Annotated in this window: 14 protein-coding genes and 1 pseudogene; 2 read left to right on the forward strand and 13 right to left on the reverse strand. The window is 70.5% G+C overall.

Annotated features, from left to right (window positions below; all coding sequences use genetic code 11):
* Nucleotides 1–532, reverse strand: a pseudogene (locus GFD30_RS25450) (D-glucuronyl C5-epimerase family protein); the annotation flags it as partial.
* Between the two features lie 279 nt (nt 533–811).
* Between GFD30_RS25450 and GFD30_RS25455 the strand changes: the two are divergent.
* Nucleotides 812–1,252, forward strand: a complete 441-nt coding sequence (locus tag GFD30_RS25455; RefSeq protein ID WP_227997097.1) for an ATP-binding protein — start codon at nt 812–814, stop codon at nt 1,250–1,252.
* A 298-nt stretch (nt 1,253–1,550) separates the two neighbouring features.
* Here the strand turns inward: GFD30_RS25455 and GFD30_RS25460 are convergent, their stop codons facing one another.
* Both GFD30_RS25460 and GFD30_RS25465 read right to left on the reverse strand, forming a co-directional pair.
* The gene (locus GFD30_RS25460) at nt 1,551–1,814 is read right to left on the reverse strand and encodes a WhiB family transcriptional regulator (protein ID WP_030154989.1); all 264 of its coding nucleotides are present in this window, start codon (nt 1,812–1,814) and stop codon (nt 1,551–1,553) included.
* Nucleotides 1,815–2,647: 833 nt separating this feature from the next.
* Nucleotides 2,648–3,601: a diacylglycerol/lipid kinase family protein gene (locus tag GFD30_RS25465; RefSeq protein WP_153027957.1), complete on the reverse strand. Its 954-nt coding sequence runs from the start codon at nt 3,599–3,601 to the stop codon at nt 2,648–2,650.
* 32 nt (nt 3,602–3,633) lie between these two features.
* Between GFD30_RS25465 and GFD30_RS25470 the strand changes: the two genes are divergently transcribed.
* Complete coding sequence (locus tag GFD30_RS25470; protein WP_153027958.1) at nt 3,634–4,080, forward strand: hypothetical protein; 447 nt, start codon at nt 3,634–3,636, stop codon at nt 4,078–4,080.
* Between the two features lie 75 nt (nt 4,081–4,155).
* On the opposite strand, the gene GFD30_RS25475 is transcribed toward GFD30_RS25470, so the two are convergent.
* From GFD30_RS25475 to lepB (GFD30_RS25515), 10 genes are all read right to left on the reverse strand, one after another.
* Nucleotides 4,156–4,887 (reverse strand): sirohydrochlorin chelatase, encoded by a 732-nt coding sequence (locus tag GFD30_RS25475; RefSeq protein ID WP_194202121.1) that lies wholly within the window; start codon nt 4,885–4,887, stop codon nt 4,156–4,158.
* A 7-nt stretch (nt 4,888–4,894) separates the two neighbouring features.
* Nucleotides 4,895–5,605, reverse strand: a complete 711-nt coding sequence (locus GFD30_RS25480) for a phosphoadenylyl-sulfate reductase (RefSeq protein ID WP_153027960.1) — start codon at nt 5,603–5,605, stop codon at nt 4,895–4,897.
* 26 nt (nt 5,606–5,631) lie between these two features.
* Nucleotides 5,632–5,835: a hypothetical protein gene (locus tag GFD30_RS25485; protein WP_153027961.1), complete on the reverse strand. Its 204-nt coding sequence runs from the start codon at nt 5,833–5,835 to the stop codon at nt 5,632–5,634.
* A complete protein-coding gene (locus GFD30_RS25490; protein ID WP_153027962.1) occupies nt 5,832–7,505 on the reverse strand; it encodes a nitrite/sulfite reductase in 1,674 nt (557 codons plus the stop codon). Before GFD30_RS25490 ends, GFD30_RS25485 begins: the two co-directional genes overlap by 4 nt.
* Before the next feature lie 60 nt (nt 7,506–7,565).
* Nucleotides 7,566–7,742, reverse strand: a complete 177-nt coding sequence (locus GFD30_RS28350) for a putative leader peptide (RefSeq protein WP_407649206.1) — start codon at nt 7,740–7,742, stop codon at nt 7,566–7,568.
* A gap of 114 nt (nt 7,743–7,856) precedes the next feature.
* On the reverse strand, nt 7,857–9,335 hold the full coding sequence (locus GFD30_RS25495; RefSeq protein ID WP_322633616.1) for a sensor histidine kinase: 1,479 nt from the start codon (nt 9,333–9,335) through the stop codon (nt 7,857–7,859).
* Between the two features lie 66 nt (nt 9,336–9,401).
* On the reverse strand, nt 9,402–9,704 hold the full coding sequence (locus GFD30_RS25500; protein WP_091040324.1) for a DUF2469 domain-containing protein: 303 nt from the start codon (nt 9,702–9,704) through the stop codon (nt 9,402–9,404).
* 111 nt (nt 9,705–9,815) lie between these two features.
* Nucleotides 9,816–10,466, reverse strand: coding sequence for a ribonuclease HII (locus GFD30_RS25505; protein ID WP_322633617.1), 651 nt, complete (start codon nt 10,464–10,466; stop codon nt 9,816–9,818).
* Between the two features lie 2 nt (nt 10,467–10,468).
* A complete protein-coding gene (gene lepB / locus GFD30_RS25510; RefSeq protein ID WP_322633618.1) occupies nt 10,469–11,167 on the reverse strand; it encodes a signal peptidase I in 699 nt (232 codons plus the stop codon).
* The coding region (gene lepB / locus GFD30_RS25515) for a signal peptidase I (RefSeq protein WP_227997099.1) at nt 11,164–12,189 on the reverse strand (1,026 nt) is incomplete at its 5' end. The genes lepB (GFD30_RS25515) and lepB (GFD30_RS25510), both read right to left, overlap by 4 nt.

Below are 12,189 nucleotides of genomic sequence, written 5' to 3' on the forward strand. Positions count from 1 at the left end.
GGGCCTTGGCCCGGGTCAGGTAGAGGTCCTTGCGGGCGGGGTCGGTTTCGGTGCGGTAGGCGGTGATGCACCCGAGCCCGAACTGGATCTGGGTGACCGGCTGGTCGTAGCCCGGCTCGTCCCAGTCCGGCCGGTACTGGATCACGCCGTCGGCATCGAGGTAGGTGTGCTGGGTGTCGGGGGTGACGTTCTCCCACCGCGTCGGCCGGTCCCGCCACGGCTTCATATGCTCCGGAATATCCAGCACCGCAACAAAACCGTCCCGATTGAACTCGAACGGCAACGTGGTCGGCAGGTCTTCTTCGAGCTCTTGCAGCGCCTCCATGTCCGGGGCGTTCCGCGGGGCGGGGACGGTCCGGCTCGGCGGCTCGACGCGGCCGCCTTCGAGCTGGTCGGGCAGGGGCGGGAGCGGGGGTTCGAAGGCGGACCTGCCCAGTTGCAAAGCCACCGGGGCGCGCTGCAGCAGATCGGCCGCATAGCCCGTCCCAGGGCCCGCAGCGGCCCCGACGACGCCTCCCGCGGCGGCGGCCACGGCGGCTCCGCCGGCGAGGTGTATGAACCGTCGGCGGTTCACTGCGGGTCGGCTCGTGCCAGTCATATTCGGTCCTTCCGAGTAAAGGTGACTATGACTCTAGAGCCGGGGCCCAAATTGGAGTGCCGGGGGGATGCGCACGTGGCCAGGGGGATCATTTCGACCCCTGGCGCGTGATTCCTCCAGGGTGGTACCCGTATCCCGGGGCGCACCACTATTCTTTACAGCGAGAGGGCGCGAGTCCTTCGGCCCCTCGAGTCACAGGAAGCGGTTATGCCGGTGAGCGATGAGCGCGACGACGTGCTGCTGCTCGACGTGCCCTCGGCGGGCGACTACCTCTCGGTGCTGCCGACCGCGACCGCGGCGGTGGCGACCCGCCTCGGGTTCTCCCTCGACGAGATCGAGGACCTGCGCGCGGCGGTCAACGCCGCCGTGGCGCTCCTCATGCCGACCGAGCGCACCCGCCCCTTCCGCCGCAAACCGAGCGACGAACCGCTCCACTGCCGCCTCGAAGTGGGCGTCGAGACCCTGCAGATCGTGCTGAGCCGCTCCAAGGGCGAGCCGCTCCCCGACGACGGCTCGTACCAGTGGCAGGTCCTCCGGGCGCTGACCGACGAGGTCGAATCCGAAGTCCAAGGCGCCCTCACCACGATCCGCATCCGCCAGCGCCGCCCCGCGACGGAGGCCGACGCCGACACCGAGCGCCACCGGATCCACTGAGAGCCGCGTCACCCGTCCCGGCGGGGGCCGGAATGTCGTACCCCTGCGGCACCACCGAAACCGGGGGCCCTCCCCGGCGCCGATCGCGGCGCTTCCGGGTGCCCCGGGCCGGTCCGGATCGGATGTCGTACCCCTAGGGCAGCATTGGAATCGGGGCCCTTCCCAGCGCCTGGCGCGGGTCTTCGGCGTGTCTGGTCGGTGCCGGACAAGCTTGAAGGCCCGGCGGGCAATGCCGGGCCTTCCAAGCTTCTGTTGTCGCAAATTCGAGGGATGGTCTACATCAAGGGATTGTGCGGTGCTAGCCGACGACCTGGGTGGCGAGCGTGCGCAGGGCACCCGAGCGGCGCTTCAGCTCGCGGCGCTCGATCTCGCTCATGCCGCCCCACACGCCCGCGTCCTGACCGCTTTCGAGCGCCCACCGCAGGCACTCCTCGGTCACGGGGCAGCGCCGGCAGACGTTCTTGGCCTGCTCGATCTGTACCAGTGCCGGACCGGTGTCCCCGATCGGGAAGAACAGCTCGGGGTCCTCGTCACGGCAGATGGCCTCGTGGCGCCAATCCATCAAAACATCTCCTTGCTAAGCATCAAGCATCTTGCTTTCACGGTGTTATGCGTTCTTGCGTTCGGGCGTTGCGGACCGCTGGGGCCCCGCACCGGGCGTTCAGGTCGCGCTCCGCTCGCGCGCCGTTCCGTGTTCCCGCCGCGGGAAGTCACTGCGGCGGTCGCACCTCACGGATCGGCGCGGGTGGGCTCTCAGGCGGATGTCGTTTCCCGGCAAAGGGAATCGTTATCACCGTGAGCGTGGAGTGCCCTCGCATCGCGCCGGCGTCATCGCTGAGCGCTCTGGGCCGGGGCACACCCGCCTACGGCGTCGGCCGCCCGAATGGCGACTGCAAACGTACAGCTCCGCGAGCGGAACTGCGACATGTCCGCACCGTGACCCGGGTCCTTGTGAATACTTTCACAAGGCTGTCGATTGTCAAGGGTTCGACTCCGGAATTCAGCACGAGAGTGAGTGAACTCACCGTGCTACCTCGAAGAAGACTCGGGGAACTCGTTCCTCGGCGACGCCGGGACCCCTACCGCGGGTCCTCGGGCGACGCCCGCCACACGTTCCCTCCGCACGACCCGAAGCCGTTGTCCGGCGCTCGGGTTTCGTAAAGGAGGGGGTCGGTGACAGCGAGTCGAACCGGTTTGACACACTGGTACTCAAGGTTGGCAGACACACTTTCGAAAAGTCCGCCAGGGCAGAAGTACCCTCAACGCCCGGTCTATACGCACCGAAAAGACGATATTCGGTTGTAAGTCTCGCGCCGTCCCGGTAGGGATGGCGAAATCAACCTTGCCTGCTCACGGGCGACTTGTCAACACCCACCTAGAGGTTTTCCCAAGTTGTTAGCAGGCGACCCGCAGCGCCTTCGGCACCGAGCTGAGTTCGAGTTCGGTGCACTCGCCGAGGTAGTCCCCGTCGAGCTGGAAAGCCTGCGGCAGCGACGCGCGCAGCCGGATCCTGGAGAGATCGTGATGCGTCACCGCGTGCTTGCCGTCCGGTCCGTCACGTCCCACCAGCAGTGAAGCGGCGGTGCGCGCGGCGTCCGACAGACCAAGTTTACGCAGAATCAGGACATCAAGTCCAGCATTAAAGGACGCCCGCGCGTTGAGATTCACCGGAAGGGCGCCCAGATACGTCCACGGCGCGCAGTTCTGCACCACGACCATCCCGGTCGAAAGGACCTCTTCGCCGGTGGAGAGCGACACTTCGATCGAATCGCCTTCCACGCCGTGCTCGTTCAGTTCCGCCATGACGGCGCGGGCGTAATGCGCGCCGAGGTTGCGCTTCTTGCGGTACGACTCGACCTTCTTGATGATCGACGCGTCCCAGCCGAGTCCGGCGCAGAACGTGAAGAGGCGGTCGACGCCCTCGCCCTGCAGGCGCCCGAGGCTCACGGTGCGGGTGCGGCGCTCCTCCAGGGCGGTGACGATCGCCATCGAGGCGCGGCGGCGGTCCCAGGGCAGGCCGAGGGCCCGCGCGAACACGTTCGTCGAACCGGCCGGGATCGGCGCGAACAGGGGCGCCTCGTCGGCGGGGCGGCCGTCCGCGACCAGGCCGTTCACCACCTCGTTCACCGTGCCGTCGCCGCCGAGGCTCAGGACCACGTCGTAGCCGGCGTCGGCGCCGCGGCGCGCGAGCTCCTCGCCGTGCCCGCGGTCGCCGGTCTTCTCGACGGTCAGGTCGAGCACGCGGTCGAGCTTCTTGGCGACCCAGCGCGTGCGGCGGCGCGAGCCGGTCGAGGCCTTGGGGTTCACGATGAGCAGGCCGCGCTGTGGCCCTGCTTTCAGGTCGCGCATAGGCGCAGCGTAGCCCGGGATACGGTTGGCGGGTGAACGAAACCGACCCCGACATGGGCGCGGTCACCGAAAGCGGCGGTGGCAGCGCACGTCCGTGGACCCTGACCGCCGCCGCCGGTGTGTTCTGGCTCCTCGCAACGGGACTCGTTGCGGCCGGGGCCTGGGCCCTGGTGCAGATCGCCACCGGCGACGTCGACACCGCGAGCGGCGCGGCGGGCATCGCGCTCATGGCGTGGCTGGCGGCGCTCTACTACTGGTTCATCGGGCGCCGGCTCCTGCAGCGCCGCGACATCGTGGCGCAGGCGGTGTTCCAGGCGCTCCTGTGGCTGCCGGTCGGGTACTACCTGCGCGAGGCGGCCCACCCGGTCGTCGGGCTCGGGGCATGGGCGCTCGCCGCGGTGATGCTGGTGCTGCTGCTGTGCGGGCCGAGCCGGAGCGCGGTCGGGTTCGGGGAGCGGCAGCCGTTCAGCGAAGGCTGACGGAGGCTTTGAACCCGCGACCCCCTGGACCACGACCAAGCGGCTGCCGAACCGAGTCCGGTCCCCGCTGTCCTCCTACGCCTCTGCGGCGCGCTCGGCGATGAGATCGAGCAGTTCCGGTGCGGCGCCGAGAGGTTCACCCGTATGGACGACGCCGGCCGCTCGGGCCGACTCGATCGCGGTGTCGCACAGGATGCCGGGGGCGATGAAGTAGCAGACGGCGGCGATGCGCTGCGCGCCTTCGGCTTTCAGCCGTTCGACGGTCTCGCCGGGTTTCGGGCCCGGGCCCGAGGCGAAGCCGGGGCCGGCCGGGACGCCGAGGAGGCGGCCGGCTTCGGCGGCGACGTCCGCGACATGGGCGCGGCCCTCGTCGACACGGGTGCCCGCGGCGCAGACCACGAGACCGTCGATGCCGTAAGGCAGGTCGCGGACGAGGGCGCGCGCGAGCGACAGGTCGCCGACCGGGCGTGCCAGCGCGACGGCGAGGCCCGGCCGGGCCTCTTCGGCGCGCTTGGCGACCTCCGGGAGGTCGGTGCGGGAGTGGTAGGCGTCGGTCAGCAGCAGGGGCAGGGCGACCGCGGCGGCGACGCCGGTGTCGGCGATGCCGCGCAGGACCTCGACCGGGTGGGGCTCGTTGAACTCCAGGAAGCCCGCGTCCGCTCCGGCCGCCCGCGCGATGGCGCGGACGGCCTCCGGGGAGCGCGGGTCGGGACTGCCGTGGGCGACCAGGACGATCGGCCGCGGCGGGCCCGAGGGCGCGGGACCGGGAGCCGGCGCATCGGATGCGCCCGCTTCGGTTACCCGCACCGGTTCCTCAGACATGCAGTCCGCACTCGGTCTTGTCGAACGCGGCCCAGCGGCCGGCGCGCGGGTCCTCGCCCGGCTCGGTGCGGCGGGTGCAGGGCCAGCAGCCGATGGAGCGGAAGCCGTCCTTGAGGAGCGGGTTGACGGGGATGTTGTGCCGCTCGATGTACGCGTTCTGGTCGGCCTCGGTCCACTTGGCGATCGGGGAGACCTTGACCTTGCGGCGGGAGAGGTCGAAGTCGACGACGCGCGTGTTGGCGCGGGTCGGGCCCTCGTCGCGGCGCAGGCCGGTGGCCCAGCCGTCGTAGTCGGCGAGGGCCTTGTTGAGCGGCAGGACCTTGCGGAGCGAGCAGCACTCGTCGGGGGCGCGGGAGAACAGGCGCGGGCCGAACTCGGCGTCCTGCGCCAGGACGCTCTGGTCGGGCTGGATCGAGCGCACGTTGACGTTCATCGTCGAGGCGACGAAGTCGCGGACCTCGAGGGTCTCCGGGAAGTGGAGGCCTGTGTCGAGGAAGACGACGTCGATGCCGGGGGCGACCTCGGCGGCGAGGTGGACCACGGCGGCGTCGGCCATCGAGGAGGTCACGCAGAAGCGCTCGCCGAACTCGCCGACCGCCCACTCGATGATCTGGTGGGCCGTGGCGTCTTCGAGGCGCTTCCCCGCTTCCGTGGCGAGGTCACGGAGTTCGAATGGGTCTCTCTGGGTCCCGTTGCTGCTCATGCTGCTTCACTCCGATCAGGGGTGGTTCACTCCGGCGCGGGGCCGGTGGGAGGCGGGGCGATGATGGGCGCGGCCGCCATCCCGTGGTATTTGACGGCGAAGACGCGGGTGCAGTCCGCGCAGTGCCATCCGCCCTTGATCTCGACGTCGTTGTCGGCTTCGGGCTCGAAGGGTCTGAGGTCTTCCTCCCCGCAGTAGGGGCAGTAGTACGGAACGACACGGGCGCTCACTGCAATTCCGCTTCGTCGGCGCGGTGGACCCACTGGGCGAAGGTCTCGCCCTCGGACCTGCCCGCGAGGTAGCGGCGCGTGACGCGTTCCACGTAGTCGCCGAGGTCTTCGGAGGCGACCTTGAGGCCGCGGGACTTGCGGCCGAGGCTCGCCGCGGAGGCGTGTCCGCCGCCGAGGTGGACCTGGAAGCCCTCGACCTGCATGCCGTCCTTGACCACGAGCTGGCCTTTGAGGCCGATGTCGGCGGTCTGGGTGCGCGCGCAGGCGTTCGGGCAGCCGTTGACGTGGATCGAGACGGGCGTGTCGAGTTCGGGGACGCGCTTCTCGAGCTCGGCGACGAGGTCGCGGGCGCGGTCCTTGGTGTCGACGATGGCGAGCTTGCAGAACTGGATGCCGGTGCAGGCCATGGTGGCCCGCCGCCACGGGGACGGGTTCGCCTCGAGTCCGATCGCGCGGAGGTCCTCGACGGCGTCGTCCACTCTGTCGCCGGGGATGTCCAGGAGCAGGAGCTTCTGGAGCGGGGTGGCGCGGACGCGGTCGGAGCCGTACTTCTCGGCGATGTCGGCGAGCTGCTCGAGCATGGTGCCGGAGACGCGGCCGGCGACGGGCGCGAGGCCGATGAAGTAGTTGCCGTCCTTCTGCTTGTGGACGCCGATGTGGTCGAGGAGCTTCTCGGGGACCGGGGGCTGCTCGAGGTCGGGGAGCCTGCGGCCGAGGTAGGCGTCGGACTCGAGGACCTCGCGGAACTTCTCGGCGCCCCAGTCCTTGACGAGGAACTTCAGGCGGGCGCGGGTGCGCAGGCGCCGGTAGCCCCAGTCGCGGAAGATGCGGACCACGTTGACCCACACGTCGACGATGTCGTCCTGGGAGACCCAGACGCCCAGGCGCGGGGCGAACATCGGGTTGGTGGAGAGGCCGCCGCCGACGTACAGGTCGAAGCCGGGGCCGTGCTCGGGGTGGTGCGCGCCGATGAGGGAGATGTCGTTGACCTCGTACGGGCTGTCGGGCAGCCAGCCGATGGTCGACTTGAACTTGCGCGGCAGGTTCGAGAGGCTCTTGTCGCCGATGAAGCGGTCGTAGATCTCCCGGATCTGCGGGGTCGCGTCGATGACCTCGTCGACGGCGACGCCGGCGACGGGCGAGCCGAGGATGACGCGGGGGCAGTCGCCGCACGCCTCCTGGGTGTCGAGTCCGACCGCTTCGAGGCGGCGCCAGATCTCGGGGACGTCCTCGACGCGGATCCAGTGGTACTGGATGTTCTCGCGGTCGGTGACGTCGGCGGTGTCGCGGGCGAACTCCTTGGAGATCCCGGCGATGGTCCGGAGCTGGGCGAGGCTGAGCTGGCCGCCGTCCATGCGCACGCGCATCATGAAGTACTTGTCGTCCAGCTCCTCTTCCTCGAGGACGCCGGTCTTGCCGCCGGCGATGCCGGGCTTGCGCTGCGTGTACAGGCCCCACCAGCGGAACCGTCCGCGGAGGTCCGCCGGGTCGATGGAGTCGAAGCCGCGGTGGGCGTAGACGCCCTCGATGCGCTGCCGGACGTTCAGCGGATTGTCGTCCTTTTTGGACTGCTCGTTCTTGTTGAGCGGCTCCCGGTGGCCCATGGCCCACTGGCCTTGGCCCTTGGGGCGGGACGGTTTGCGCGTTGGCGTTGGCACAGCTCTCCTCATGCGGACACAGGTGTGGCAGGGTTCGGCGACATCGTTCGGCGGCGGAAACGCCGGAAGGATCTAAGCGCGCATCAGAAGACAGGCGGCGCTGAACACACGGCAGAGGTCGACGTGGCGGCGTGCCACCAGTCGGAGCCCGTGTGCGCGAGACATGCCTGCAAGCATGCCACACATCTCAGCCGATGACATCCGTCGTCCCGCTGCATGGACGCGAATCCGGTGCGGCCCGCGCGTCATGGATGAGCAGCGTCACATGGTCGCGATCGAAGGCGCGGTCGAGGGCGCGGCCGAAGCCCGCTGCGGGCGAGGCGGTTCCCGGCTTCGGCGCGCCCCGCCCGTTCGATCCGCCGGCTACTGCAGGGCGAACTCCACGACGGCCTCGGTGCCGCCTTCGGCGCGCGGGCGCATGTCGATGGTGCCGCGCAGCTCCCCGGTGACCAGGGTGTGGACGATCTGGAGGCCGAGGCGGGTGGAGTCGGCGATGCGGAACCCGTCCGGGAGGCCCTTGCCGTGGTCGGAGACGGTGACGCGGAAGCGGTCGCCGTCGCGCTCGACGCCGATGACGACCTCGCCGTCCTGACCGGGCGGGTAGGCGTGCTCGACCGCGTTCTGGATGAGCTCGTTCACGACCATGACCAGCGGGGTCGCGTACTCGCTGGGCAGGACCCCGAAGGTGCCCTCGCGCCGCAGCGTCACCTTCGACTCGGCGACCGACACCTCCACGGCCATCGAGGCCACCCGGTCGACGATCTGGTCGAAGCCGACCGACTCGTCGGAGGACTGCGAGAGGGTCTCGTGGACGAGCGCGATCGAGGCGACCCGGCGCACCGACTCCTCGAGCGACAGCCGCGCCTGCGGCGAGCCGACCCGGCGGGCCTGGAGGCGCAGCAGCGCGGCCACGGTCTGGAGGTTGTTCTTGACGCGGTGGTGGATCTCGCGGATCGTGGCGTCCTTGGTGACCAGCTCCCGGTCCAGGCGGCGGACCTCGGTGATGTCGCGCACCAGGACCAGCGCGCCGGCGGCCTTGCCGCCCGGGCGCAGCGGCAGCGCCCGCATGAGCACGGTCGCGCCCTTGGCCTCGATCTCCTTGCGGCGCGGCGTGCCGCCGGCGAGCGCGTCCGCGATGCGCCGCGCCGCGTCCGCGCCCGCGTCCGGATTGGCCGGGAGGCTCCGGGTGAGCTCGGCGAGGTCGCGGTCGCGCAGGTGCCCGGTGACGCCCATGCGCCGGTACGCCGAGAGCGCGTTCGGCGACGCGTACCGGACCAGGCCGTCGGAGCCGATGCGGACCAGGCCGTCGCCGATGCGCGGCGCCGTCGTCGGCTCGCCGGGCAGCAGCGGCGGCGGGAATCCGCCGTCGGTGAGCATCTGCACCAGGTAGTCGGCGGTCTTCAGGTAGTTCAGCTCGAGGTGCGAGGGGCTGCGGGTGTCCGAGAGGTTCGTGTCGCGGGCGGCGACCGCGATGACCTCGCGGCGGTCGCGGCGCCGGACCGGGATGGCCTCGTGGCGGGCGGCCACGTCGCCGCGCCACACCGGGTCGCCCTCGCGGAAGATCCGGCCCTCCGTGTACGCGACGCTCAGGTGCTTCGCGTCCTCGCCTTCGAGGATGCGGCCGACCTGGTCCTCCTCGTACGCTGTGGGGCCGGTCGTGGGCCGGACCTGCGCCAGGCAGACGAACCGGCCCGGGCGGTCCTTGACGGCGCCCCAGAGGAGGAAGTCGGCGAAGGAGAGATCGGCGAGGAGCTGCCATTCGGCGACGAGCCGCTGCAAGTGCGCCGCGGAGTTCGACGTCAGGTCGGTGTGCGCGCTGATCACATCACGGAGTGTGGACACCGGGCCAATGGTACCGGCGGGTCCGCCGGAGGCACCCGTGCTCGGCGCCGCGGACGGGCCGGCGGGCTACGGGAGCGTCATGTCGGGCTTGTCGAGCTCCTCGACGTTCACGTCCTTGAACGTCAGGACGCGGACGTGCTTGACGAAGCGGGCGGGACGGTACATGTCCCAGACCCAGGCGTCGCTCATCTCGACCTCGAAGTAGGTCTCCGCGTCGGCTCCCCGCACGTGGACCTCGACCGCGTTGGCCAGGTAGAACCGCCGCTCGGTCTCGACGACGTAGGTGAACTGCCGCACGATGTCCCGGTACTCCCGGTACAGCTGCAGCTCCATGTCGGTCTCGTACTTCTCGAGGTCCTCGGCGCTCAACGCTCCTCCTTCTCATGCGACGGTTCCACGATAGTGCGCGCATGCCCCGCCGCGGACGCGGCTTGCCCCACCCGTCCCGGATTCACGCCGGGAGGCCCCGGCAAACCCCGTTCAGACGACTGCGGGTACAGCGCGCGCGGCGACGTTGGCGTACGAGAACCGGTGCTGCTCGCACGGCCCCCAGCGGCGCAGCGCCGCCTCGTGCCCCGGCGTGCAATATCCCTTGTGGACGGCGAAGCCGTACTCGGGGTGGCGCTCGTCGAGCTCGGCCATGATCCGGTCCCGCGTCACCTTCGCGACCACGCCCGCCGCGGCCACGCACGCCGCCGTCCGGTCGCCTTTGACGACCCCGAGGCTGCCGGGCAGGCCCGGCACCGGGAAGCCGTCCGTCAACGTGTACCCGGGCCGCTCCGGCAGGCGCGCCACGGCGACGCGCATCCCCTCCAGGTTGCAGACCGCGACGCCCCGGCGGTCGATGTCGCGCGGGCTGTAGCTGACGACGCTGATCAGCGCCTTCGTGCGCTGGAGCCGTTCGAAGACGCGCTCGCGCGCGGCCTCGGTCAGCAGCTTCGAGTCGTTCAGCTCGTCGATCCGCGCGCTCGGCGGCAGGATCACCGCCGCGACCACGAGCGGCCCCGCGCACGCGCCCCGGCCGGCCTCGTCCGCGCCGGCGACCGGGCCGAGGCCCCGCCGGGCGAGCGCCGCCTCCAGCGCGTACAGGTCGCCGTCGCGCCGCATGCGGGAAGGGGTCGGTCGGATCACGGTCAGGAAGGCTCCGGTACGTCCTCGAAGGTCTCCGGGATGGAGAACCAGTTGAAGTCGTTGAAGGGCCAGAACAGGACGAACGCCTTGCCGATCACGGCGTCGACCGCGATCGTGGACGCCTCCACGTTCCCGCCGGTGCGGACGAAGCGCTCGCGCGAGTCGCCCGAGGCCGAGCGGTGGTCCCCCATCACCCATAGTCTCCCCTGCGGGACGACCACGTCGAACGGGTCCTGCGACGGCTGGTCCTGCTCGCCCGTGAGCGGGTTCGTGAACAGGTACGAGTCCTCCTCGATGGCGACCCCGTTGACCATGATGCGCCCCTGGTCGTCGCAGCAGACGACATGGTCGCCGCCGACCGCGATGACCCGCTTGATGAACTCGTCCTCCTCCATGACCGACCGCCACGACTCCGGCGCGGTGAAGACGATGATCTCGCCGCGCTCGGGGTCGGAGAAGTCGTACACGAGCTTGTTGACGAGCACCCGGTCGTTGATCTGGAGGGTGTTCTCCATCGAGCCGGAGGGGATGTAATAGGTCTGGACGACCCAGGTCCGCACCACGATCGCCACCAGGATGGCGACGCCCAGCAGGATGGGGAGTTCCTTCCAGAACGATCCCTTCTTCTTGGGCTGCTGCTTGTCGGAGGTCTCCTCGGCGCCCTCGCCGTCGGCGCCGGGCGCTTGCCCTTCTTCGATCACGGTGCGAGTCTACGCGCTCGCGCTCCGGCGGCAGGGGCGGTGGTCGCGGTGGCGGGCAAGGAAGGCGGCGGGTCCCAGCCGGTGCCCCACGCCGCCGGGAGGCCGTCGTCCACCGTGCCGGAGGCCGACTGGCCGCCTTCGGATCCGGTCGTCCCGTCGAGGACGTCGAACGCCGCCGGGATCTCCAGTTCGGTGGCGCGGTCGGTCGGCCACACGAGCGCGATCGCCCGGCCGATGATGTTCTCGACCGGGACCGGGCCCTGGCAGCGGGAGTCCTTCGAGTTGCCCCGGTGGTCACCCATCACCCACACCTCGCCTTCGGGGACGGTGACCTGGTCGAACCGGCGCGAATGGCACGTGCCCGGCTCGGGCTCCACCGGCGCGTTGTCGTACACGTACTCGTCCTCTTGGAGCGAGACGCCGTTGACGACGACGTTGCCGTCCGGGTCGCAGCACATGACGGTGTCGCCGCCGACCGCGATGACGCGCTTGATGAAGTCCTTCTCGTCGGGCTCGGCCAAGCCGATCAGGTCCAGGACCGCGGTCGAGACGGTGGACAGGAGCGAGTCGTCCTCGCCGCCGGCGGGCCGGTACTCGGGGTCCCACGAGTCGGTGCCGCGGAAGACCACGACCTCGCCGCGCTGCGGGGTCCGCAGGGTGGTGGTCAGTTTCAGGACGAGGACCTTGTCGCCCTCCTGGAGGGTCTGCTCCATCGAGCCCGACGGAATGTAGAAGGGCTGCACGGCGAACGTGCGGAGCAGCACTGCGGCGGAGAACGCGACGACCAGGAGGAGCGGCAGTTCGATCCACAGCGACAGGTACTGGCGCTTGTGGGGCTGGGAGAGGCGGCTCTCGGCCTCCTTCTTGGGCTTGCCGTCGTCCGGGTCGCCGCCGCGGACGGCGTCGCGGGCGGCGCTGTCGCGGGCCGCCGAGGCCCGGTCGCGGGCGGCGGAGACGCGGTCGGGCGCGCCGGTCGGGCCTTCGGAGCGGAGCACGCGCCGGGCCGGATCGGCGGGAGGCCG

The organism is Glycomyces albidus, from assembly GCF_009451885.1.
Lineage (GTDB): Bacteria > Actinomycetota > Actinomycetes > Mycobacteriales > Micromonosporaceae > Glycomyces > Glycomyces albidus.

Excerpts from the sequence above, each read along its gene's own strand:
- GFD30_RS25460 (WP_030154989.1), bottom strand. The coding sequence starts at position 1,814 with ATGGATTGGCGCCACGAGGCCATCTGCCGTGACGAGGACCCCGAGCTG.
- GFD30_RS25465 (WP_153027957.1), bottom strand. The coding sequence starts at position 3,601 with ATGCGCGACCTGAAAGCAGGGCCACAGCGCGGCCTGCTCATCGTGAAC.
- GFD30_RS25480 (WP_153027960.1), bottom strand. The coding sequence starts at position 5,605 with ATGAGCAGCAACGGGACCCAGAGAGACCCATTCGAACTCCGTGACCTC.
- GFD30_RS25490 (WP_153027962.1), bottom strand. The coding sequence starts at position 7,505 with ATGAGGAGAGCTGTGCCAACGCCAACGCGCAAACCGTCCCGCCCCAAG.
- GFD30_RS28350 (WP_407649206.1), bottom strand. The coding sequence starts at position 7,742 with ATGACGCGCGGGCCGCACCGGATTCGCGTCCATGCAGCGGGACGACGG.